The following is a 22,959-nucleotide window of genomic DNA, read 5'->3' as shown; positions in this document are numbered from 1 at the left end:
GTCGGCAGCTGGTTTTGGGGTGGTTGTTGTCAATCCGGCGCAGGTGCGCGCCTTTGCCAACGCGCTCGGCCGCAGGGCCAAGACCGATCCGATCGATGCGGCCGTCATCGCTGCCTTCGTACTGGCGACGAAGCCGGCTATCCGGCCGTTGCGCGATGCCGAGACGCAGGCCCTGTCCGAACTCATTGCCCGGAGGCGGCAGATCGTCCAGATGACCGTTGCCGAGGAGAACAGGTTGCGTATGGCGCTGGCCAAACAAGCGCAGAGAAGCATCAAGCGCTTGCTGACAGCCTTGCGCCGCGAACTCGAAAACCTCGATGCCGACCTCGACAGCCATATCCGCAAATCGCCGGTCTGGCAGGTGCGCGAGGCGCTGTTGACCTCGGTGCCGGGTGTCGGGCCGACAACGGCGCGTACGCTGCTGGCCGAGCTGCCCGAACTCGGCAGCCTCGACCGCCGCCAGATCGCCTCACTGGCAGGTCTTGCCCCCTGGACGCGGCAATCGGGAAAGTGGAAGGGCAAGAGTTTCATCGGCGGCGGCCGCGGCAAGGTGCGGGCTGTGCTGTTCATGGCCGCCCTCGTCGCCAGTCGGTACAACCCCGACCTCAAGGCCTTCCGCGACCGTCTGGTCGCGGCCGGCAAGCCCAAGATCGTCGCAACTATGCGCAAGCTGCTCACCATCCTCAATGCCATCATCAGGGACGGACGACCATGGCAAAACGCTTGACAAATAAGACAGTCGCTCTCCCCGCTTGCGGGGCGAAGGGGATAGCGGCAACCCCTCTGTTCCTCACCAGCATTTCGCAGGGCACGTCCCCTCTCCCCGTTTTTCACGGGGGTCGAAGGACGGGTCGAGACCGTTGGCTCGGCCCTGGTGGGGTTAGGGTGAGGGGCAATCTTGAGGGCAAAACCCGGACAACCATTGCACAAGGCCGAGCAGCACCTGCCTTAACAATCGACCCATCGCCGCTGCGGTCCGACGTCGACATGAACGATACCGTTGCAATAGGTGCCGATGCCGCCAATGCCAGGCGCACTTCTGGCGGCCGCGATGATGATGCGCTCCGAGAGGCCCGGCATTCTGATATCGGCCGCCAGGCATTTTCCGTGCAGGGATCCATGGCGGCTGGGATGCGGCCGGAGGCCGGAGGTGATCATTGGCCGGCGCCCGGTTTTTGCGGCGATATGCGACAGGACCGCCCGAAGACGCTCGGGAAAACAGCCGGCACGAACACTGACGGTCTGGACCGTATAGGCGAGGCGTGCATCCTGGCTGGGAAGATGGAGGACCGGTCGTTTGCTGTCTTGACCGACGGCGTTGGTTGCTGATTGTAGGGCGAAAAGGCCTGCCATGGCGAGCAAACTGGCGTTCTGCATGGTCCCCTCCGGGCGGTTGACGCGGCGACCATTGGGCCGCTACTGCGCGGTAGAGGATTTTCATTTCAATAAAAGCTTTTCTGTGAAATTTTATACTCAATTATGAGTAATCAGCTTGATCATTTTGGCTTAAAACCGTGGATATCGCCGATCCAAATTGGAATAAACGTCTCAATCGGGAGATATAACATGACGATCCAGTCGCTTTTCCTCGTCACCCTCGTCGTCGACGACTACGACCGCGCCAAGGCTTTCTATTGCGATTGCCTCGGTTTCGACTGCCTGCAGGACGAGACGCAGCTGGAGGGAAAGCGCTGGGTGGTGGTGAAGCCGAAGGGTGGGGCCATGGTTGGAGATGGAGCCGCGTTTCTGCTGGCGCAGGCGGCAGATGCGACGCAGCGCGCGGCGATCGGCAATCAGACCGGCGGCCGTGTCGGCTTCTTTCTGAAGACCGACGATTTTGCCCGCGACCATGCCGCACTGCTTGCGGCCGGCGTGCGCTTTCTGGAAGAGCCGCGACATGAGGTCTACGGCACGGTTGCGGTGTTTGCCGATCCCTACGGCAACAGCTTCGATCTGATCCAGCATGCCGCAGGCTGAACCCCTTGATTGCGGCCGGTTGCCCGTGCATAAGCCGCGGCGTTAGCAACACGGGCGAAAGCCATGTTGCAAATGCAGCCATCTAAAAGCTGTGGGCCCTCCACCAGCCTATTGAGGACGACATGAGCGAATTCAAGAAACTCGTATTCTCCGGCGTGCAGCCGACCGGCAATCTGCATCTCGGCAATTATCTCGGCGCCATCCGGCGGTTCGTGGCGCTGCAGGACGGCAATGACTGCATCTACTGCGTCGTCGACATGCATGCGCTCACCGCCCAGCTCGTGCATGAGGACATGCCGAGCCAGACGCGCTCGATCGCCGCCGCCTTCATCGCCGCCGGCATCGATCCGGAAAAGCATATCGTCTTCAACCAGTCGGCCGTGCCGCAGCATGCCGAACTTGCCTGGATCTTCAATTGCGTCGCCCGCATCGGCTGGATGAACCGCATGACGCAATTCAAGGACAAGGCCGGCAAGGATCGCGAACAGGCTTCGCTCGGTCTCTACGCCTATCCTAGCCTGATGGCCGCCGACATTCTCGTCTATCGCGCCACCCATGTGCCTGTCGGTGAGGATCAAAAGCAGCATCTGGAGCTTGCCCGCGACATCGCGATGAAGTTCAACCTCGATTATGCCGAGCATATCAGCAGGACCGGTTATGGGGTCGACATCACCGTCGGCAACGAGCCGGTGCATGCCTATTTCCCGATGGTCGAACCGCTGATCGGCGGGCCGGCGCCGCGCGTCATGTCGCTGCGTGACGGCACCAAGAAAATGTCGAAATCCGACCCTTCCGACCTCTCCCGCATCAACCTGATGGACGACGAGGACGCGATCTCGAAGAAGATCCGCAAGGCAAAGACCGATCCGGACGGCCTGCCGAGCGAGATCGACGGGCTGCAGGGCCGCCCGGAAGCCGACAATCTGGTAGCAATCTATGCGGCCCTTGCCGACAAGTCGAAGGCCGACGTGCTTGCCGAATTCGGCGGCCAGCAGTTCTCCGTCTTCAAGCCGGCACTGGTCGATCTCGCCATCCATGTGATGGCGCCGATCACCGGCGAGATGCGCCGGCTGATGGACGACACCAGCCATATCGACGCGATCCTGCGCAAGGGCGGCGAACGCGCCAGGGCCCGCGCCGAGGTGACGATGAGCCAGGTCCGCGACGTCATCGGCTTCCTCTACTGAGGGTGATCTGTTCTTCTCCCCACCCAGGGGCGAAGGGGACCTTCGTCTGGGGAGAAGGGAACATTCTGCCGGGGGGAGAAGAGGAAAAACTGGGCTTGCAAATTTTCCGCTTCGGGTGTCAGAGTCCGCGCCATGGTATCGAAGCGACTCTCACGGCTCGAAGGTCATCGCCGCAAATTCATGGCGGTGATCGACGGTACACCCGAATGCCAGCGCGCCGTTCATTATGCCGGCCGGCGCGCGAAGAATTCCAATGGCGGGCTGGTGCTGCTCTATGTCATCCCCGACGGGGATTTTCAGCAATGGCTCGGCGTCGAGGCGATCATGCGGGCGGAAGCCCGTGAAGAGGCCGAAGCGGTCGTTGCCAAGATCGCCCAGATCGTGCGCGAGACGATCGGCATCGAGCCTGAGGTCGTCATCCGTGAGGGCAGTGCGGCCGAACAGATCAACGCCGTGATCGAGGAAGACCGCGATGTGGCGATCCTGGTTCTGGCTGCCGGTTCGGCGAAGGAAGGTCCGGGACCGCTGGTTTCGTCGGTTGCCGGCCGCGCGGCGGCGTTTCCGATCCCGGTAACCGTGTTGCCGGATACGTTAACCAACGAGGAAATCGACGCCCTCTGCTGACAATTTCTTGAGTAAAAATCTCTTGAATGGAACCGGCAATGGGCTTATCTTCTTTTGAAGAATTCTAAAGACGGCGAAGCCATGGGCCAGCCGCATGGAGACCCAGATGTTCATTCAGACCGAAGCCACGCCGAACCCCGCCACGCAGAAGTTCCTGCCGGGCAAGGTGGTGATGGAAAACGGCACGGCCGAGTTCCGCAGCGCCGAGGAGGCTGAGGCTTCGCCGCTCGCCGCCCGCCTGTTCGAAATCCCCGGCGTCACCGGCGTCTATTTCGGCTATGATTTTATTTCCGTCTCCAAGGATGATGCCGAATGGCAGCATCTTAAGCCGGCTATATTAGGCTCGATCATGGAGCATTTCATGTCCGGCAAGCCGGTCATGGGCGATGCCTCCATGCTTTCGGAAGACGTCGATGCCGGCGACGAATTCTTCGACGAGGGCGATGAATCGATCGTGCTGACCATCAAGGAGCTTCTGGAGACCCGCGTGCGCCCCGCCGTTGCCCAAGACGGCGGCGACATCACCTTCCGCGGCTTCAAGGACGGCAAGGTCTATCTGAACATGAAGGGTTCCTGCGCCGGCTGCCCGTCTTCAACGGCAACGCTGAAGCACGGCGTCCAGAACCTGCTGCGCCATTTCGTCCCGGAAGTGCAGGAAGTGATTGCCGCTTAAAAGCTTGGATCCGTCCGGCCGTTCATCTCTCGTTCGGCCAGACGGATTTATGTTCAAGCGACAATAGATTTTTCGGAAATTGATGGCATGATTGTTCTGGCGCTCGACACGGCAGGTGTAGACTGCGCTGCCGCCGTTTACGACAGCGGCAGGAATACGATGCTGGGGGAGGCATCGGACATGATCGGCAAGGGGCATGCTGAACATCTGATCGATATCGTTGATCGCGCACTCGATCAGGCGGGGCTGGCACTTTCTCATATCGACCGGATTGCCGTCACCATCGGCCCCGGCTCGTTTACCGGTATCCGTGTCGGCGTTGCCGCAGCCCGGGGTTTTTCGCTTTCCCTCAATGTGCCGGCCGTCGGCGTCACGACGCTCGAGGTCATGGCATCAGCCCAGCGCGAGAAGACGCCTCATCGCCCCGTGCTGGCAGCGATGGACGCCAAACGGGGCGAAATCTACCTCCAGGCCTTTTCATCAGACGGTTCGTCTCTCGACGCGCCACGGGCGTTAAGCGTTGCAGAGGCGCAGGCTTTTGCTAGAGACTTCGACGGCGAGATCACCGGTTCGGCGACGCCGCTGCTGAAGGCCGGCGCCGGCGGCGATCACAGCAACAGTTTCCCGATCTCTGTCGTGGCGCGCCTCGGTGCTGCCGCCTCCCTGGATGCCGGAAAGCCGAAGCCCCTTTATCTGCGCGGACCCGACGCCAAGCCGCAGGCCGGGTATGCAATCGCCCGACGAGTGTGACCATGCTGGAATCCTACCTGACGCTGAAGCCGGAATTCGAAATCATCGCCATGGAGCGCGAGGATTGCCGCGATGTCGCCGTCCTGCATGGGGAGCGCTTTGCCCGACCCTGGGGCGATGGTGAATTTCACGGCCTGCTTATGCAGGACACCGTGTTCGGCTTCGTCGCGCGCCAGACCAATGCCTTTCTGAAAAAGCCGCTTCCCGGCTTCATCCTTGCCCGCCATGTCGCCGGCGAGGCGGAGATCCTGACGATCGCCGTGCAGGCGAAAGTCGCCCGTTCCGGGCTCGGCTGGCGGCTGATGCAGGCGGCGATCCGGGAAGCGCGCGCACGCGGCGGCGAGAGCATGTTCCTCGAGGTCGACAACGGCAATACCGCGGCCCTTGGCCTCTATCGCAAGCTCGGCTTCGAAAAGGTCGGCGAACGCAAGGGTTACTACAAGCAGGACAATGGCGCCCTCTCCACGGCGCTTGTCATGAAGCGCGTTCTTCGGTAGTTGCCTTGCAGCGAGATGACATGCAGGCCGGCGCAAGCACCGCGCGGCGTTGTCGAAACACGGATATTTTACAGGCGGGCCATGTCTGATGTAGCCAAGACCCTTGAGGAGCTTTGCACCGAACGCGGCATGCGCATGACCGAGCAGCGCCGCGTGATCGCGCGCATCCTCGAAGATTCCGAGGATCATCCCGACGTGGAAGAACTCTACCGCCGCTCGGTGAAGGTCGATGCGAAGATTTCGATTTCGACCGTCTATCGCACCGTGAAGCTGTTCGAGGATGCCGGCATCATCGCCCGCCACGATTTCCGCGACGGGCGCTCGCGCTACGAAACGGTGCCGGAAGAGCATCACGACCACCTGATCGACCTGAAGACCGGCACGGTCATCGAATTCCGCTCGCCGGAGATCGAGGCGCTGCAGGAACGCATTGCCCGCGAGCATGGCTTCCGGCTGGTCGACCACCGGCTCGAGCTCTACGGCGTTCCGTTGAAGAAGGAAGATCTCTGAAGCAATGGCCCCCCGGGAGACCAGCATTTGATCGCCTGGCTGCGCATCGGGCTTGCTGCGGTCGTCATCCTCGCCGTCAGCATCGTGCTCATGCCGCTGCAGCTGCTTGCCCTGCGTTTTGACTGGCGGCTGCGCCGCAGGCTTCCGCGCGCCTGGCACCGTATCGTCTGCTATTGTCTCGGCGTCCGCATCCGTGTCACCGGCAGGCTGGAGGAGCGTCGGCCGCTGATGCTCTGTTCCAACCACTCGTCCTGGCTCGACATCATGGTGATGTCGGCGGTTGCCGACGTCGCCTTCATTGCCAAGATCGAGGTGGCCGACTGGCCGATCTTCGGCACGCTCGCCAAGCTGCAGAAGAGCGTCTTCGTCGTGCGCGAGGAGAAGCGCAGGACCGGCCACCAGGCCAACGAGATCGCCGGGCGAATGGCCGACGGCGAGATCGTCGTGCTCTTCCCGGAAGGGACGACTTCCGACGGCAACCGGCTGCTGGAGGTCAAATCCTCGCTGTTCGGCGCTGCTGCGATGGCGGTGCCCGCTTCACCGACGGGAACCGTCGTGGTGCAGCCGGTGGCAATTGCCTACACCAGGGTGCACGGCATCGCCATGGGCCGCTATCATCGGCCGCTGGCCGCCTGGCCGGGGGATATCGAGCTGTTGCCGCATCTGATCGATATCGTGCGATGCGGCGCGATCGACGCCGAGGTTTGCTTCGGCGAGGCGGTGGATTACCGCGCCGACACCAATCGCAAGGAGGTGAGCGGCACGATCGCCTTGCGTATCCGCAACCTGTTGAACAGCTGCCTGCGCGGGCGGGAAATCTCCTGACTCAAGATTTCGATTTTCTCGGACGGCAAAAACCACTAAATAGCGCGCCATGACACAGGACAGCGCCCTTCTCCAGGCCCCGAAGCCGATCGTCGCCGACGGCAGCAACAGCCGCAAGGTCTTCATCAAGACCTATGGCTGCCAGATGAACGTCTACGATTCTATGCGCATGAGCGATGCGCTCGCCCGCGATGGCTATGAGCCGACCGAGGACATGGAAGAGGCGGACCTGGTTCTGCTCAACACCTGCCATATCCGCGAAAAGGCGGCCGAGAAGGTCTATTCGGCGCTCGGGCGGCTGCGCGACATGAAAAAGAGGAAGGCAGCGGACGGAAGGGAGATGATGATCGGCGTTGCCGGCTGCGTCGCCCAGGCCGAAGGCGAGGAGATCCTGCGCCGGGCGCCTGCCGTCGACGTCGTCATCGGCCCGCAGACCTACCACCGCCTGCCGGAGGCGCTGCGCCGGGCCAAAGAGGGCCAGCGCGTCGTCGATACGGAATATGCGATCGAGGACAAGTTCGAGCATCTGCCGATCCCCGAGAGCCGCAAGATCCGCGCCCGCGGCGTCACCGCCTTCCTGACGGTGCAGGAGGGCTGCGACAAGTTCTGCACCTTCTGCGTCGTGCCCTATACGCGGGGCTCGGAAGTGTCGCGGCCGGTTTCTCAGATCGTCGAGGAAGCCGAAAAGCTCGTCGAAGGCGGGGTGCGCGAAATCACCCTGCTCGGGCAGAACGTCAATGCCTGGCACGGCGCCGGGCTGCAGGGCGAGGCATGGAGCCTCGGCGACTTGCTCTACCGCCTTGCCGAGATCCCCGGCCTTGCGCGGCTGCGTTATACCACAAGCCATCCGCGCGACATGGACGACCGGCTGATCAACGCCCATCGCGACCTCGGGGCGCTGATGCCCTATCTGCACCTGCCGGTGCAATCAGGCTCCGACCGTATCCTCAAAGCGATGAACCGGCGCCATACGGCAGCCGAATACCTGACGTTGATTGGGCGCATCCGCGCGGTGCGGCCCGATATTGCGCTGTCGGGCGATTTCATTACCGGCTTTCCGGGGGAGACAGACGCCGATTTTGAGGATACACTCCGGCTTGTGGAGGAGGTCCGTTATGCACAGGCCTTCTCGTTCAAATACTCGACACGGCCGGGCACGCCCGGCGCGGAGCTGAAGGACCAGGTGCCGGAAGAGATCAAGGCAGAACGGCTGGAACGCCTGCAAGCGCTTCTCCTGAAGCAGCAGCAGGAATTTGCCGAATCCTGCATCGGCAAAGAGATTGATCTGTTGCTCGAAAAGCCCGGTCGCATGCCGGAACAGCTAATCGGCCGTTCTCCCTGGCTTCAATCAGTGAATGTTGATGCAAAAGCATCGCAAATCGGTGACATTATTAAAGTGCGAATCACCGGAACCGGAACCAACAGCCTGTTTGCCGAACGCGCAGAGGCTGCGGTTTAACCCAAGGAGCCTGACCGCTTGAACGGACAAGAATTGGTTTCTTCTTCACCGCGCCACCCCCCCCGCACGCCAAGCGACTCCAATCACTTTGTCCTGACGTTCGAGAACAATCGCTTCGCCAGCGAACTCTTCGGTCAATTCGACCAGAACCTCAAGCTACTCGAGGAACGGCTCAACATCGATGCTCGGGCGCGCGGCAATTCGGTCGTTATCACCGGCGATGTCGTGACCACCAACCAGGCGCGGCGCACGCTCGACTATCTCTACGAAAAACTTCAGAAAGGCGGCAGCGTGGAACGATCCGACGTCGAGGGCGCAATCCGCATGGCGGTCGCCGCCGACGATCAGCTCAGCCTTCCCACAATGGAGCGCAAGGCCAAGTTGACGATGGCACAGGTTTCCACCCGCAAGAAGACGATCATCGCCCGCACGCCGACGCAGGACGCCTATATCAGGGCGCTGGAACGCGCCGAAATGGTCTTCGGCGTCGGCCCGGCTGGCACCGGCAAGACCTATCTCGCCGTCGCCCATGCCGCCCAGTTGCTGGAGCGCGGCGCCGTCGAAAAAATTATCCTGTCGCGCCCTGCCGTCGAAGCGGGCGAGCGCCTCGGCTTCCTGCCCGGCGACATGAAGGAAAAGGTCGACCCCTATCTTCGCCCGCTCTATGACGCACTCTACGACATGATCCCCGCCGACAAGGTCGATCGGGCGATCACCGCCGGCGTCATCGAAATCGCGCCGCTCGCCTTCATGCGCGGCCGCACCCTTGCCAACGCCGCCATCATCCTCGACGAGGCGCAGAACACGACATCGATGCAGATGAAGATGTTCCTGACGCGTCTCGGCGAAAATGCCCGGATGATCATCACCGGCGACCCGAGCCAGATCGACCTGCCGCGCGGCGTCAAATCCGGTCTCGTCGAGGCGCTGCAGCTACTGAACGGCGTCGAGGGCATCTCGATCGTGCGCTTCAAGGATACCGACGTCGTCCGCCATCCGCTGGTCGGGCGCATCGTCAGGGCCTATGATTCGACCTATGCCGTCGAAACCGAAGCAGTCAGCCGGCAGGACTGATGGCCGAACTCGACATCCAGATCAGCGTCGAGGACATCGGCTGGCCGGGCGAGGAGACGCTGCTGTCGTTTTGCGAACGCGTGCTCGGCGCAGCCGTGGTCTATCTCCGCGACAGCGAGAAGCAACCGTTCCCGACGATGCCGCCCGAGGTTTCGCTTGTTTTCACCGACGACGCCTCGATCCAGGACATCAACGCCGAATGGCGCGGCAAGGACAAGGCGACCAATGTGCTGTCCTTTCCGGCCTTTCCGGTTCAGCCCGGCAAGATGCCCGGTCCGATGCTCGGCGACATCATCGTCGCTCGGGAGACGGTGGAGCGGGAAGCCGGCGAGCTCGAAAAGAGTTTCGACGACCACCTGACCCACCTTCTGGTGCACGGTTTCTTGCATCTTCTCGGCTACGACCATATGAATAGTGCCGAAGCCGAAATTATGGAGGGGCTGGAGACTCGCATTTTGGCGCAGCTCGGCCTATCTGATCCCTACGAGGGTCAAGACCTTAAAATGGAACCATGAGCGACTTTACGACGAAGCCGGCGGCAGACGCCAAGGACTCCGAGCCATCCTCCTCTTCGGACGAGGCAGGCAGTAGTCGGCCATCCGGCCGATCCCAATCCTTCTGGTCGCGCGCCGCGCGCATCCTCCGTCCGCAGCAGGGCTCGCTGCGTGAGGATCTTGCCGACGCGCTGATGACCGATGCGCACGGCGACGATGCCTTTTCGCCCGACGAACGGGCAATGCTGCACAACATCCTGCGCTTTCGTGAGGTGCGCGTCGCCGACGTGATGGTGCCGCGCGCCGATATCGAGGCGGTCGATCAGAACATCACCATCGGCGAACTGATGATCCTGTTTGAGGAATCCGGCCGCTCGCGCATGCCCGTCTATGCCGATACGCTCGACGATCCGCGCGGCATGGTGCATATCCGCGACCTGCTCTCTTATGTCGCCAAGCAGGCGCGCAACAAGCGCCGCGGCCCGACGAAACCGGCCGCTAGCCTGCCGGCGCTGCCGGCGATCGAGGTTGCGCCCGAAAACATCCAGAAGACCACGCGTCTGGCCAAGCCCAATTTGGACCTCGCCCGCGTCGACTTGCAGAAGACGCTGACGGAAGCCGGCATCATCCGCAAGATCCTGTTCGTGCCGCCGTCGATGCTGGCATCCGACCTGTTGCGCCGCATGCAGGTGAACCGCACGCAGATGGCGCTCGTCATCGACGAATATGGCGGCACCGACGGGCTCGCCTCGCATGAGGACATCGTCGAAATGGTGGTCGGCGACATCGACGACGAACATGACGACGAAGAGGTGATGTTCAAGCGGGTCGCCGAAGACGTCTTCATCGCCGACGCCCGCGTCGAACTGGAAGAGATCGCCGCAGCGATCGGGCCGGATTTCGACATCAGCGAGCAGGTCGACGAGGTCGATACGCTGGGCGGCCTGATCTTCTCCGCGCTCGGCCGCATCCCGGTGCGCGGCGAGGTCGTCCAGGCGCTGCCCGGCTTCGAATTCCACATCCTCGACGCCGATCCGCGCCGCATCAAGCGGCTGCGCATCACCCGCAAGCGCCACGCGATCCGCCGCCGCGCCAAAGTCGATGGCGACATCGCGCCCGGCTCCGACGTCGGCGACGACCGGTCGGCGGAATCGACCGCCAACTAAAGCGCGTAGCATTCAGTTTGATTGCTGTGACGCGCTTCAGCTGTTTTTTATGCATGTCGCTATCCCGGAACCGCTGCACAATTCCGGGCGATCTGTTCTCAATTAAAGAGTTAGAGCATGATGTCGTCCGAAAACCGCTCACACTTTTCGGCATCATGCTCTAGCAGGACAAAGAGCCGCTTTTTTGAAAGACTGCGAATGGGTTGATTCGCGGTTTGATGGGAGTGCGCATGGAGCGGCTTGCGGACAGGGTTATCCTCGTCTGGGGGTTCAAACGGTCGCTGCTGGCCATCGCCGCCGGAGCATTCGCCGTGCTGGCGCTGCCGCCTTTCGGCTTTTTTGCGGCAATGTTCCTCTCCTTCACCCTGCTCGTCTGGCTGATCGACGGGGCGGCGGCGGCGCCTGAAAGCGGCCTGGTCGGCAGACTGTGGCCGGCCTTTGCCACCGGCTGGCTGTTCGGCTTCGGTTATTTCGTCGCTGGTCTCTGGTGGCTCGGCCATGCGCTGCTGGTCGATCAGGAGGAGTTCGCCTGGGCGTTGCCCTTGGCAATTCTCGGGTTGCCGGCCTGTCTTGCGATTTTCTACGGGCTGGCAGCCGCCATTGCCCGCATCTTCTGGTCTGATGGGATGGGACGGATCGCCGCACTTGCGGCCGGCTTCGGGCTGATGGAATGGCTTCGAAGCGTCATCCTGACCGGCTTTCCCTGGAACGCCATCGGCTACGGCATGATGCCCGTTCCGCTGATGATGCAGTCGGCGCATGTGATCGGGGTGATGGGGGTGACGGCACTTGCCGTCTTCATTTTTTCCGCGCCTGCCCTTGCCGGCACGCGGCAAGGCGCGCGCGGCGGCATCGCGCTCGCCGCCCTGCTGTTTGCCGCCCATCTCGGTTATGGCGCTTATGCCCTCTATCTCGCACCGCGGCCCGACGCCTTGCCCGAGGACAAGCGGCCGGTGGTGCGGTTGGTGCAACCTGCCATCGATCAGGCGGAGAAGATGGACAACGACGCCGACCGCAATGCGATCTTCGAGACCCATCTGAAGCTGTCGGCCGAAGCGCCGAAGAATGGCGGACGGAAGCCCGATATCATCGTCTGGCCGGAAACCTCGATCCCTTTCATCCTCACCGACAACCAGGATGCGCTGATGCGGATCGCCGATACGCTCGACGACAACCAGATCCTGATCGCCGGCGCCGTCCGCGCCGAGGAAATGGGACCGGGCACGCCGACACGCTACTATAATTCCATCTATGTCATCGACGGCCGCGGTCAGATCATCGCTGCCTCCGACAAGGTGCATCTGGTGCCTTTCGGCGAATACCTGCCCTTCGAGGACCTGCTCACCGAATTTGGCATCCAGAACGTCGTCGAGATGCCGGGCGGGTTTTCGGCGGCTGCCAGCCGCCACCTGCTGGCGCTGCCCGGCGGGCTCAATCTCTATCCGCTGATCTGCTACGAGATCATTTTCCCCGATGAAATGACCGGCGACATCAAAGACGCCAATGCGATCCTCAACATCACCAATGATGCCTGGTTCGGTGCGACACCCGGCCCCTATCAGCACTTCCAGCAGGCGCGAGTGCGGGCGGTCGAAACCGGGCTGCCGCTGATTCGCGACGCCAATAGCGGCATTTCAGCAATTGTGAATGCACATGGGGAAATAATTGCGGGCCTCGGTCTCGAGGAAATCGGCTTTATTGATGCAACTCTTGATAGGTTCGGCGGAGAGGCTGGAACGACATTCCCCCTGCAAACACACTTCTGGTTGACCGAGGCGCTGCTCATTTTGATTGCGCTGGTTTCTCGTAGAGGTTTTATTTCCGGGCTGAATTGACCAAAAACCCCTAAAATTGCATAGTGATGACAATCGGCGTTCTGAATGGATGTGCAAAGGTGGTTCTCACCGCTTGCAACGTGGCGTTTGGGATGGATCAGGGGCATGCCGGTTAGAAACAGGTTGAAATTCTTAGCTAGGGCACGACCATGATTGAAAACAAAAAGAAGCCTAATCCGATCGACATCCACGTTGGCAGCCGTATTCGCCTTCGCCGAACAATGCTGGGAATGAGCCAGGAAAAACTCGGGGAAAGCCTCGGCATTACCTTTCAGCAGATCCAGAAATACGAAAAGGGCACCAACCGCGTCGGCGCAAGCCGTCTGCAGAATATCTCGAACATCCTCAATGTCCCGGTTTCCTTTTTCTTCGAGGACGCGCCCGGCGAAAATTCCGGCGCCGGCGGGATGGAAACTTCCAGCTCGAATTACGTCGTCGATTTCCTCTCTTCCTCGGAAGGCCTGCAGCTCAACCGCGCCTTCGTCAAGATTTCCGATCCCAAGGTTCGCCGCAAGGTCGTGGAGCTGGTGAAGGCATTGGCCGCTGAGGCCGACTCCGACTGAGCCAGCTCCATCGCAGAATTCGAAAGGCGGCCGAAAGGCCGCTTTTTTGCGTTTTTGGGGCAAAATTTGTCACTTTGCCGCAGATATAAAGATATATTTATGTCCTTCTGCGCTTGTCATCGGGTCTCGAACTGAGTACCTACTAGCGAGCTTTTGTTCTTTGAGGGGAATCCCGGAATGCGCGCGAATTATCTCTTTACCAGCGAATCTGTTGCCGAAGGTCATCCGGACAAGGTTTGTGACCGCATCTCCGACGAGATCGTCGATCTGGTCTACCGCGAAGCGGCCAAGACCGGCGTCAATCCGTGGGGCGTTCGCATTGCCTGCGAAACGCTGGCGACGACCAACCGCGTCGTCATCGCCGGTGAAGTCCGCCTGCCGCCGAGCCTGATGAAGAAGGACAAGCATGGCAAGGACGTCATCAATCCTTCGAAGTTCAAGGCCGCCGCCCGCCGCGCCATCAAGGATATCGGCTACGAGCAGGACGGCTTCCACTGGAAGAAGGCAAAGATCGACGTGCTGCTGCACTCGCAGTCGGCCGACATCGCGCAGGGCGTCGACAGCGCCGCCGACCAGCAGGGCGACGAGGGCGCCGGCGACCAGGGCATCATGTTCGGTTACGCCTGCCGCGAAACGCCGGACCTGATGCCGGCGCCGATCTATTATTCCCACAAGATCCTGCAGCTGCTGGCAACTGCCCGCAAGAAGGGCGACGGCGAAGTCGCCAAGCTCGGTCCCGACGCCAAGAGCCAGGTGACCGTGCGCTACGTCGACGGCAAGCCGTCGGAAGCAACCTCGATCGTGCTTTCGACCCAGCATCTCGACGAAAGCTGGGATTCGAACAAGGTCCGCGCCGTCGTCGAGCCCTATATCCGCGAAGCGCTCGGCGAACTGAAGATCGCTGACGATTGCAATTGGTACATCAACCCGACCGGCAAGTTCGTCATCGGCGGGCCGGACGGCGATGCGGGCCTCACCGGCCGCAAGATCATCGTCGACACCTACGGCGGTGCGGCTCCGCATGGCGGCGGTGCGTTCTCCGGCAAGGACACGACGAAGGTCGACCGTTCGGCTGCCTATGCCGCCCGCTACCTCGCCAAGAACGTCGTCGCGGCCGGCCTTGCCGACCGCTGCACGATCCAGATCTCCTACGCGATCGGCGTCGCCCAGCCGCTGTCGATCTATGTCGACCTGCACGGCACCGGCAAGTTCAGCGAAGATCAGGTCGAAGCGGCGATCCGCAAGAACATGGACCTGTCTCCCTCCGGCATCCGCCGCCATCTCGACCTCAACAAGCCGATCTATGCGAAGACCTCTGCCTACGGCCATTTCGGCCGCAAGGCCGGCCGCGACGGCTCGTTCTCCTGGGAGCGCACCGACCTCGTGAAGGCGCTCAAGGAAAGCGTGAAGGCCTGAGATAAAGCATGACGGATATGGAACGCCGCGGCCGGGCGACGGAAGCCTTCTTCGGTCGCCGCAAGGGCAAGGCCCTGCGCGAACAGCAGGCCGAGACGCTGAACAGTCTGCTGCCGGCATTCCTTATCGATCTTTCAGCGGCTCCACTGGGGCCGCTGACTTCCCTCTTCCCGGCTCCGGTCGAGAGATTGCGGCTGGAAATCGGTTTCGGCGGCGGCGAACACCTGATCCACCGCGCCCTCGAGACACCTTCGACCGGCTTCATCGGCGTCGAGCCCTTCGTCAATTCCATGCAGAAGCTGTTGTCGCGCATCGGCGAAACCGGTGCGCGCAATATTCGCGTCTATAATGACGACGCGACGCAGCTGCTCGACTGGCTGCCGGCCGCTTCGCTCGATCAGATCGATCTGCTCTATCCCGACCCCTGGCCGAAGCGGAAGCACTGGAAACGCCGCTTCGTCTCGAAGACCAATCTCGACCGCTTTCATCGCGTGCTGAAGCCCGGCGGCCTGTTCTGCTTTGCCTCCGACATCGACACCTATGTGAACTGGACGCTGATCAAATGCCGCGACCATGGCGGCTTCGACTGGATGGCCGACAATGCTGCGGATTGGCTGACACCCTACGAGGGCTGGCCGAGCACGCGCTACGAGGCCAAGGCACGGCGCGAGGGCCGCTCTTCGGCCTATCTGACATTCGGGAAGATCTGAGGGCCAACAAGATCTAACGACAGGTCGCAGCAGAGATCTGCCGGCCTTTCCACCTCATCGAATACGGAAAAAACGTCTAACGAGGCACCGCACCCATGTCGCGGCATCCGCCGCGAGCGCATCCAAATCGAATAGCATGAGCATGCACCGCAAGAGCGGTGAAACGCGACAGACTGCATTCGACGGTCAGTGCAGGCTGACCGTCTTCAGTTCGTCCTCGGCAGCCTTGAAGAAGGTGCTGGAGCGATTGTCCGTCAGAAGGATGGGCGTGCCGTCGGCGCCGAAGAGCGCCCAGAGGTCGACGTTCGGATCGATATCCGGCGCCTCGGGAAAGCACTTGGCGACCTCATCGGTACGCATTTTTCTGATATAGGCGACCTCGCCGCTGCCGATGTGGGCAAGCTCGGATTTGGTCAAGTGAGACGTGGCTTCTTTCATCAACATTCCTGTTCCTCCGGAAGAAGGGACCAACGGTTCGACAAACCGTTGTGCTACTCTGAGACCGAAATGTTAATTTTCTTGACCATGCGCGCGGGTTCCGGACGAATTAGATCGACGGAGAGCAGACCGTTCTTCAGGCCGGCTCCAAGCACCTGCATGCCGTCGGCAAGAACGAAGGTGCGCTGGAACTGGCGGGCGGCGATGCCGCGATAGAGATAATCCCGTTCACCCTGCTCCACCTGGCGGCCGCGGATCAGAAGCTGGTTCTCCTCGATGGAGACATCGAGTTCCTCCTCGCCGAAACCGGCCACCGCCAGCGTAATGCGCAGACGTTCCGGCGCGCCGCTATCGGCGCCGATGCGTTCGATATTATAGGGCGGATATCCGTCGCTCGCCTTGGAAATGCGCTCCAGCGTCTTTTCCATGGCATCGAAGCCCAGAAGCAGCGGGCTGGCGAAAGGGGTAATGCGGCTCATTTCTTTTCAAGTCCTTGATGCAAGCGACCATCCCGGACCTTAAGGGCAGCATCCGGATGCTACTAATATGGGGACAGCACTCCGGCGCTGCAAGACGCAGGCGACGTCCCTGCCCCATCCCTCAATTTTAAGGTGGTGGCGGTCGGCTGCTTGACAAAGCGCCTGCTGCCTCGCATCAAAACGTGCCGGCGCGGAATGTGCCGATTTGTGACGAGAAATGAAGAAAACGGTGCATCGGATGGCAAACGCAAGAAAGATCATCATCGACACGGATCCCGGCCAGGACGACGCGGCCGCCATCATGCTGGCCTTCGGCAGCCCCGAGGAGCTGCAGGTACTGGGGATCACCACGGTCGCCGGCAACGTGCCGCTTTCGCTCACCAGCCGCAATGCACGCATCGTCTGCGAGCTCTGCGGCCGGACGGAGACGAAGGTTTTCGCCGGCGCCGACGCGCCGATTGCCCGCAAGCTGGTGACCGCCGAACATGTGCACGGCAAGACCGGCCTCGACGGTCCTGATCTCGCCGAGCCGACGATGGCGCTGCAGCCCGGCCATTCCGTCGACTTCATCATCGAGACGCTGCGCCTGGAGCCGGAAGGCACGGTGACGCTCTGCACGCTCGGGCCGCTCACCAATATCGGCATGGCCTTGCAGAAAGCACCCGATATCGCCCCGCGCATCCGCGAACTGGTGATGATGGGCGGCGGCTTCTTCGAGGGCGGCAACATCACCCCGGCGGCCGAATTCAACATCTATGTCGACCCCGAGGCAGCCGATATCGTCTTCCGCTCGGGCGTCCCGATCGTGATGATGCCGCTCGACGTGACGCACCAATTGCTGACCCGCAAGGACCGGGTCAAGCGCATGGCCGAGATCGGCACGGCGCCGGCAAAGGCCATGGTCGAGATGCTGGAATTCTTCGAGCGGTTCGACATCGAGAAATACGGCTCCGACGGCGGGCCGCTGCATGACCCGACAGTCGTCGCCTACCTGCTGAAGCCGGAGCTTTTCAACGGCCGGGACTGCAATGTCGAGATCGAGGTTCACTCCGAACTCACCGCCGGCATGACCGTCGTCGACTGGTGGCATGTCACCGAGCGCAAGCGCAATGCGAAAGTCATGCGCCACGTCGATGCGGACGGCTTCTTCGATCTTTTGATCGAACGCTTCGCCCGCATCTGATTTTTTGGATGTCCGTCTCTTGAAGAGAGGACAACGGCAACCTCAGGCGTCCTTCTCGTCGAAGACCGAATTGGTCTCGGCTTCGGCCGGCTTCGGGCCGCCCTTGGCAACGCCGACCATGGCTGGGCGCAGCACTCGCTCGCCGATGGAAAAGCCTGCCTGCACGACCTGGACGACGGTGTTGTTCGGCACGTCGGGGTTCGGCACCTCGAACATCGCCTGATGGAAATTCGGGTCGAACTTCTGGCCGACCGGCTCCAGCTTGCGAACGCCATGGCGTTCGAGAGCCGACAGCATGGCGCGCTCGGTCATCTCCACACCCTCGATCAGCGTCGTCAGGCCGGCATCGGCCGCGTCCTTGAGCTCTGGCGGGATGGCATCCAGCGCCCGGCGCAGATTGTCCGAGACGGCAAGCATGTCGCGGGCAAAACCGGCGACGGAATAGGACTTGGCATCCTTGACCTCGCGCTCGGTGCGCCGGCGCAGATTGTCCATCTCGGCAGCAAGGCGCAGATAGCGGTCGCGCAGTTCGCCGTTTTCGGCTTTCAAAAGCTCGAGCGGGTCCGGCTGGGTGGCCTCTTCCTGCGCAATATCGTTCTCGACGTAGGCGGCAGCGTCGGCTGCGGCATCGGCCGCAGTTGCGTCAGGTCCGTTTTTCGTCGTGTCATCGGTCATGACGGTCTCCGGTTGGTGTCTTCAGATGCGCCCGATATCGAGGTTTGACCGAAAAAAATCAAGTCTGCGTGACAAAGAAGCGAAAATTCTGCGCCTGTACAGCGCCACTCTCGTCAGATGCCCAACGGACGCTGTCGAACTTTGAAGGGCTGCGACGTCAAAGCGGCATCAAAGGGGATTGCGCGAAAGGCGGGAGACGAGCTGGGCGGTGTAGTCCACCATCGGCACGATGCGGGAATAATTGAGCCGCGTCGGACCGATGACGCCGACGGCGCCGACGATACGATCGTCATCGTCACGATAGGGCGCGACGATGAGCGAGGAGCCTGACAGCGAGAAGAGCTTGTTTTCCGAACCGATGAAGATACGCACGCCCGAACCGGTTTCGGCGAGATTGAGGATCTCGATCAGGCTGTCCTTCTTTTCGAGATCGTCGAACAGCAGGCGCAGCCGGTCGAGATCCTCGGCGCCGGCGAGGCCTTCGAGCAGGTTGGCGCGGCCGCGGATGATCAGCTGCGTCGGCTTTCCCTCGTCCGGGCTGCCGGCCCAGACAGCGATGCCGCGCTCGACGAGATCACGCGACAGGGCATCGAGCTCGTGACGGACGTTATCCTTCAGCTGGCTTAATTGTTTGCGGAGCTCCGGCAGGGTCTGGCCGGACATGTGGGCATTGAGAAAATTCGCCGCCTCCGCCAGCTGCGAGGAGGTGACCCCCGCCGGCAGCTCGATGATTCGGTTTTCCACCTGATCGTGATCGCCGACGAGCACGGCCAGCGCCTTTGTCGGTTCAAGCCGGATGAACTCGACATGTTTCAGCACCGGATCGCTTTTCGAGGTGATGACCAGGCCGGCGCCGCGCGAAATGCCGGACAGCATGCGGCTTGCCTCGTTCATCATCGATTCCACCGGATTGCCGCCGCTTTCGGCCCGCACCTGCCGATCGATATTGGCGCGGTCCTCGGCGGAGAGATCACCGACCTGCATGAAGGCATCGACGAAGAAGCGCAGGCCTATCTGGGTGGGCAGCCGGCCGGCGCTGGTATGCGGCGAATAGATGAGGCCGAGATCCTCGAGATCGCTCATGACGTTGCGCACCGAGGCCGGCGACAGCGACATCGGCAGCAGGCGGGACAGATTGCGCGAACCGAGCGGCTCGCCGCTCTCCAGATAACCCTCGACGATGCGGCGAAAAATTTCCCTGGAGCGCTCGTCGAGCGCAGCAACAGCATCCGAAACCGATGTCGACCTGATGCCCATGAACCTCTCGAACCCGCGCTGATGATATTTCCCGAAAGTAAGTCAAACTCGCAGCCGTGGCAAAAGGGAATTTGCAAATGAGCGCCGCCAATCGTAGAAGCGGTCAACAAACCCCAGGAGATAAGAATGCGGCCTTCAGGCAGAAAAATCGACCAGATGCGCAAGGTCTCGTTCGAGCGCAATTTTTCCAAGCATGCGGAAGGCTCCTGCCTGGTAAAATTCGGCGATACGCATGTGCTCTGCACGGCCAGCCTCGAAGAAAAGACGCCGCCATGGCTGCGCAATTCCGGCAAGGGCTGGGTCACGGCCGAATACGGAATGCTGCCGCGGGCGACCGGTGAACGCATGAAGCGCGAGGCCGCCGCCGGCAAGCAGGGCGGCCGCACCCAGGAAATCCAGCGGCTGATCGGCCGGTCGCTACGCGCCGTCGTCGACCTGCAGGCGCTCGGCGAACGGCAGATCACGCTTGATTGCGATGTCATCCAGGCCGATGGGGGCACCCGGACGGCTTCGATCACCGGCGGCTGGATCGCCCTTTACGACTGCCTGAAATGGATGGAAAGCCGCAACATGATCAAGGTCGACCGGGTCCTGAAGGATCATGTCGCCGCCATCTCCTGCGGTATCTTCGCCAGCCAGCCGGTGATCGATCTCGATTACCTCGAAGATTCCTCGGCCGAGACCGATGCCAACTTCGTGATGACCGGCACCGGCGGGATCGTCGAGATCCAGGGCACGGCCGAAGGCACACCGTTCAGCGAGGGCGAATTCACCTCGCTGATGCAGCTTGCCAGAAACGGCATCGGCGAACTGGTCGCGCTGCAGAAGCAAGCCGTCGAAGGATGAACCCCATGCTGGAAGGCATGTTGGAAACGGCGCTCTATGCACGCGATCTCGATCAGGCCGAGACGTTCTACGAAGACGTTCTCGGACTTGAAAAGATCGCCCGCGCCGCCAACCGGCATGTCTTCTTCCGCTGCGGCCCCGGCGTTCTGCTGATCTTCAATCCTGAGGAAACGGTGAAGCCGCCGGCGCGGGATGCCCTGCAGGTGCCGCCGCACGGCACGACCGGACAGGGCCATGCCTGCTTTCGGGTGTCCGGCCGCAACATCGATGCGATGGCCGAACGGCTGAGAACGGCCGGCGTGGCGATCGAATCCGAAGTGCACTGGCCGAATGGCGGCCGCTCGATCTATTTCCGCGATCCTGAGGGCAACAGCCTGGAATGCGCGGAGGCGAAAATCTGGGGCATCGAACAGGACATCTGAATGCGCAAGCTTGAAACGAAGACCATCGTCGTCGCCAGCCACAATGCCGGCAAGATCCGCGAGATCCAGGAACTGATCGGACCGCTCGGCTTCACCGCCAGATCGGCTGCCGAGCTGAATTTCGTCGAACCGGAGGAAACCGGCACAAGTTTCGAGGAGAATGCGACGATCAAGGCGGTCGCCTCGGCCAATGCCGCCGGCATGCCGGCGCTTTCGGACGATTCCGGGCTGGTGGTCGATGCGCTTGACGGCGACCCCGGTGTCTACACCGCCAATTGGGCGGAGACATCAGACGGCACGCGCGATTTCGACATGGCGATGGCCAAGGTGGAAAAGGCGCTGCAGGATGCCGGCGCGACCAAGCCGGAACAGCGTACCGCGCGTTTCGTCAGCGTGCTCTGCCTTGCCTGGCCGGACGGCCACACGGAGCTGTTTCGCGGCGAGGTGGAAGGCAGCGTCGCCTGGCCGCCGCGCGGCACCCAGGGCTTCGGCTACGATCCGGTCTTCCAGCCCGAGGGTTACGACATCACCTTCGGGGAAATGAGCAGCGAGGAAAAACACGGCTGGAGCGCCGGCAAGCCGCAGGCGCTGTCGCACCGGGCCCGCGCCTTCAAACTCTTTGTCGAAACCTGCCTGGAGGCATAGGATCACTCCGTGGACAATTTCGACACGCCAAGCCTTTCGCGCGACGCCGCGCTGCTGCCCGATACCGGCGAGCCCGGCTTCGGCGTCTATGTGCATTGGCCCTTCTGCGCGGCGAAGTGTCCCTACTGCGACTTCAACAGCCATGTGCGCCACCAGCCGGTCGATCAGGAGCGCTTTACGGCGGCCTTCCTGAAGGAGATGGCGACGGTGCGGGCGATGAGCGGGCCGAAGACGGTGACGAGCATCTTCCTCGGCGGCGGCACGCCCTCGCTGATGAAACCGGAAACGGTCTCCGCCATTCTCGACGGCATTGCGCGGCACTGGCATGTGCCAGATGGCATCGAGATCACCATGGAAGCCAATCCTTCGAGCGTCGAAGCCGAACGCTTCCGCGGCTACCGGGCGGCGGGTGTCAATCGCGTCTCGCTCGGCGTGCAGGCGCTGAACGACCGGGATCTAAAATTCCTCGGCCGGCTGCATGACGTCGCCGACGCGCTGAAGGCGATCCGGCTGGCGCGCGACATTTTTCCGCGCATGTCGTTCGATCTGATCTACGCGCGGCCGCAGCAGACGGTCGAGGAATGGGAAAAGGAGCTGAAGGAGGCGATCTCCTATGCGGTCGACCATCTTTCGCTCTATCAGCTGACCATCGAGGAAGGCACGCCCTTCTACGGCCTGCATAAGGCCGGCAAGCTAGTCGTGCCGGATGGCGAGCAATCGGCAGTGCTCTACGAGGCGACGCAGGAGATTACGGCGCGCGAAGGCATGCCCGCCTATGAGGTTTCCAATCACGCCCGGCCGGGTGCGGAAAGCCGGCATAACCTGACCTATTGGCGCTACGGCGATTATGCCGGCATCGGCCCGGGCGCCCACGGCCGGCTGGCGCGTGGCCCGGAGAAGCTCGCGACGGCGACCGAGCGCAAGCCGGAAGCCTGGCTCGACATGGTCGAACGTGACGGCCACGGCATTCTCGATGAGGAACGACTCGGCTACGAGGAACAGTCCGACGAGTTGCTACTGATGGGGCTGCGGCTCAGGGAGGGCGTCGATCTTGCCCGCTGGCAACAGCTTTCCGGCCGCGACCTCGACCCGAAACGCGAGGAATTCCTGCTTGAACACAAATTCATCGAGCGGATCGGCAATTCACGCCTGCGCTGCACGCCGTCCGGCATGCTGATCCTCGATTCCGTCGTCGCCGATCTCGCCTGCTGACGCCCACGCAATGCATTGGTCCAGCGCGGCCGACATCGCGGG

General features: G+C 61.9%; 27 protein-coding genes. 22 read left to right on the top strand and 5 right to left on the bottom strand.

The genetic code is table 11. The features are described from left to right. The coding region (locus HJB84_RS20405) for an IS110 family transposase (protein WP_221116720.1) at positions 1-727 on the top strand (727 nt) is incomplete at its 5' end. Positions 728-948: 221 nt separating this feature from the next. On the opposite strand, the gene HJB84_RS20400 is transcribed toward HJB84_RS20405, so the two are convergent. Beyond that, positions 949-1,377 carry a D-Ala-D-Ala carboxypeptidase family metallohydrolase gene (locus HJB84_RS20400; protein ID WP_207582650.1) on the bottom strand — a complete coding sequence of 143 codons (429 nt, stop codon included), beginning with the start codon at positions 1,375-1,377 and terminating at the stop codon, positions 949-951. Positions 1,378-1,566: 189 nt separating this feature from the next. Here HJB84_RS20400 and HJB84_RS20395 point away from each other — a divergent pair, with 189 nt between their 5' ends. From HJB84_RS20395 to HJB84_RS20320, 16 genes are all read left to right on the top strand, one after another. Beyond that, positions 1,567-1,977, top strand: a complete 411-nt coding sequence (locus HJB84_RS20395) for a VOC family protein (RefSeq protein WP_207582649.1) — start codon at positions 1,567-1,569, stop codon at positions 1,975-1,977. Between the two features lie 122 nt (positions 1,978-2,099). Further along, the gene (gene trpS, locus HJB84_RS20390; RefSeq protein ID WP_207582648.1) at positions 2,100-3,164 is read left to right on the top strand and encodes a tryptophan--tRNA ligase; all 1,065 of its coding nucleotides are present in this window, start codon (positions 2,100-2,102) and stop codon (positions 3,162-3,164) included. A gap of 132 nt (positions 3,165-3,296) precedes the next feature. Beyond that, positions 3,297-3,788: a universal stress protein gene (locus HJB84_RS20385; RefSeq protein WP_164006283.1), complete on the top strand. Its 492-nt coding sequence runs from the start codon at positions 3,297-3,299 to the stop codon at positions 3,786-3,788. A 106-nt stretch (positions 3,789-3,894) separates the two neighbouring features. Continuing rightward, positions 3,895-4,461: a NifU family protein gene (locus HJB84_RS20380; RefSeq protein WP_207582647.1), complete on the top strand. Its 567-nt coding sequence runs from the start codon at positions 3,895-3,897 to the stop codon at positions 4,459-4,461. 87 nt (positions 4,462-4,548) lie between these two features. Beyond that, the gene (tsaB, locus tag HJB84_RS20375; protein ID WP_221116719.1) at positions 4,549-5,211 is read left to right on the top strand and encodes a tRNA (adenosine(37)-N6)-threonylcarbamoyltransferase complex dimerization subunit type 1 TsaB; all 663 of its coding nucleotides are present in this window, start codon (positions 4,549-4,551) and stop codon (positions 5,209-5,211) included. 2 nt (positions 5,212-5,213) lie between these two features. Beyond that, positions 5,214-5,708: an N-acetyltransferase gene (locus HJB84_RS20370; RefSeq protein WP_207582645.1), complete on the top strand. Its 495-nt coding sequence runs from the start codon at positions 5,214-5,216 to the stop codon at positions 5,706-5,708. An 81-nt stretch (positions 5,709-5,789) separates the two neighbouring features. Beyond that, on the top strand, positions 5,790-6,218 hold the full coding sequence (locus tag HJB84_RS20365; RefSeq protein WP_007633774.1) for a Fur family transcriptional regulator: 429 nt from the start codon (positions 5,790-5,792) through the stop codon (positions 6,216-6,218). Between the two features lie 27 nt (positions 6,219-6,245). After that, complete coding sequence (locus tag HJB84_RS20360; protein ID WP_207582644.1) at positions 6,246-7,043, top strand: 1-acyl-sn-glycerol-3-phosphate acyltransferase; 798 nt, start codon at positions 6,246-6,248, stop codon at positions 7,041-7,043. A gap of 49 nt (positions 7,044-7,092) precedes the next feature. Then, positions 7,093-8,502, top strand: a complete 1,410-nt coding sequence (gene miaB, locus HJB84_RS20355; RefSeq protein ID WP_207582643.1) for a tRNA (N6-isopentenyl adenosine(37)-C2)-methylthiotransferase MiaB — start codon at positions 7,093-7,095, stop codon at positions 8,500-8,502. 18 nt (positions 8,503-8,520) lie between these two features. Further along, on the top strand, positions 8,521-9,576 hold the full coding sequence (locus HJB84_RS20350) for a PhoH family protein (protein WP_221116718.1): 1,056 nt from the start codon (positions 8,521-8,523) through the stop codon (positions 9,574-9,576). Then, a complete protein-coding gene (gene ybeY / locus HJB84_RS20345) occupies positions 9,576-10,091 on the top strand; it encodes an rRNA maturation RNase YbeY (protein WP_207582642.1) in 516 nt (171 codons plus the stop codon). The genes HJB84_RS20350 and ybeY overlap by 1 nt, the downstream gene beginning before the upstream one ends. Continuing rightward, the gene (locus HJB84_RS20340; protein WP_207582641.1) at positions 10,088-11,236 is read left to right on the top strand and encodes a hemolysin family protein; all 1,149 of its coding nucleotides are present in this window, start codon (positions 10,088-10,090) and stop codon (positions 11,234-11,236) included. The genes ybeY and HJB84_RS20340 overlap by 4 nt, the downstream gene beginning before the upstream one ends. Positions 11,237-11,466: 230 nt before the next feature. After that, on the top strand, positions 11,467-13,071 hold the full coding sequence (gene lnt / locus HJB84_RS20335; protein WP_207582640.1) for an apolipoprotein N-acyltransferase: 1,605 nt from the start codon (positions 11,467-11,469) through the stop codon (positions 13,069-13,071). Positions 13,072-13,220: 149 nt separating this feature from the next. Beyond that, the gene (locus HJB84_RS20330) at positions 13,221-13,634 is read left to right on the top strand and encodes a helix-turn-helix domain-containing protein (protein ID WP_207582639.1); all 414 of its coding nucleotides are present in this window, start codon (positions 13,221-13,223) and stop codon (positions 13,632-13,634) included. 177 nt (positions 13,635-13,811) lie between these two features. After that, positions 13,812-15,050 carry a methionine adenosyltransferase gene (gene metK / locus HJB84_RS20325; protein WP_207582638.1) on the top strand — a complete coding sequence of 413 codons (1,239 nt, stop codon included), beginning with the start codon at positions 13,812-13,814 and terminating at the stop codon, positions 15,048-15,050. Positions 15,051-15,058: 8 nt separating this feature from the next. Then, entirely contained in the window at positions 15,059-15,760 is a 702-nt protein-coding gene (locus HJB84_RS20320) for a tRNA (guanosine(46)-N(7))-methyltransferase TrmB (protein WP_207582637.1), read from the top strand. A gap of 186 nt (positions 15,761-15,946) precedes the next feature. On the opposite strand, the gene HJB84_RS20315 is transcribed toward HJB84_RS20320, so the two are convergent. Together HJB84_RS20315 and HJB84_RS20310 are read right to left on the bottom strand one after the other, a co-directional pair. Next, on the bottom strand, positions 15,947-16,204 hold the full coding sequence (locus tag HJB84_RS20315) for a DUF1150 family protein (RefSeq protein WP_164006271.1): 258 nt from the start codon (positions 16,202-16,204) through the stop codon (positions 15,947-15,949). Positions 16,205-16,251: 47 nt separating this feature from the next. Further along, positions 16,252-16,677 carry an Hsp20 family protein gene (locus tag HJB84_RS20310; RefSeq protein WP_207582636.1) on the bottom strand — a complete coding sequence of 142 codons (426 nt, stop codon included), beginning with the start codon at positions 16,675-16,677 and terminating at the stop codon, positions 16,252-16,254. 238 nt (positions 16,678-16,915) lie between these two features. On the opposite strand from HJB84_RS20310, the gene HJB84_RS20305 reads away from it, so the two are divergent. Continuing rightward, a complete protein-coding gene (locus HJB84_RS20305) occupies positions 16,916-17,860 on the top strand; it encodes a nucleoside hydrolase (RefSeq protein ID WP_221116717.1) in 945 nt (314 codons plus the stop codon). A gap of 42 nt (positions 17,861-17,902) precedes the next feature. Here the strand turns inward: HJB84_RS20305 and grpE are convergent, their stop codons facing one another. Further along, positions 17,903-18,535: a nucleotide exchange factor GrpE gene (gene grpE, locus HJB84_RS20300; RefSeq protein ID WP_207582634.1), complete on the bottom strand. Its 633-nt coding sequence runs from the start codon at positions 18,533-18,535 to the stop codon at positions 17,903-17,905. Between the two features lie 168 nt (positions 18,536-18,703). After that, positions 18,704-19,792, bottom strand: a complete 1,089-nt coding sequence (gene hrcA, locus HJB84_RS20295) for a heat-inducible transcriptional repressor HrcA (protein WP_207582633.1) — start codon at positions 19,790-19,792, stop codon at positions 18,704-18,706. A gap of 126 nt (positions 19,793-19,918) precedes the next feature. Between hrcA and rph the strand changes: the two genes are divergently transcribed. From rph to hemW, 4 genes are read left to right on the top strand one after another with little or no spacing between them, the layout of a single operon-like run. Further along, a complete protein-coding gene (gene rph, locus HJB84_RS20290) occupies positions 19,919-20,638 on the top strand; it encodes a ribonuclease PH (protein ID WP_007633796.1) in 720 nt (239 codons plus the stop codon). After that, positions 20,635-21,060, top strand: a complete 426-nt coding sequence (locus tag HJB84_RS20285; protein WP_207582632.1) for a VOC family protein — start codon at positions 20,635-20,637, stop codon at positions 21,058-21,060. The genes rph and HJB84_RS20285 overlap by 4 nt, the downstream gene beginning before the upstream one ends. Next, positions 21,061-21,705 carry an RdgB/HAM1 family non-canonical purine NTP pyrophosphatase gene (rdgB, locus tag HJB84_RS20280; RefSeq protein WP_207582631.1) on the top strand — a complete coding sequence of 215 codons (645 nt, stop codon included), beginning with the start codon at positions 21,061-21,063 and terminating at the stop codon, positions 21,703-21,705. 9 nt (positions 21,706-21,714) lie between these two features. Then, positions 21,715-22,917, top strand: coding sequence for a radical SAM family heme chaperone HemW (gene hemW, locus HJB84_RS20275; RefSeq protein WP_207582630.1), 1,203 nt, complete (start codon positions 21,715-21,717; stop codon positions 22,915-22,917). Positions 22,918-22,959: the final 42 nt, after the last annotated feature.

The sequence above is a fragment of the Rhizobium sp. NZLR1b genome, from assembly GCF_019685155.1.
Classification (GTDB): Bacteria; Pseudomonadota; Alphaproteobacteria; order Rhizobiales; family Rhizobiaceae; genus Rhizobium.
The sequence above is the reverse complement of the archived record's forward strand: the minus strand, read 5'-3'. Positions and strand labels throughout refer to the sequence as shown.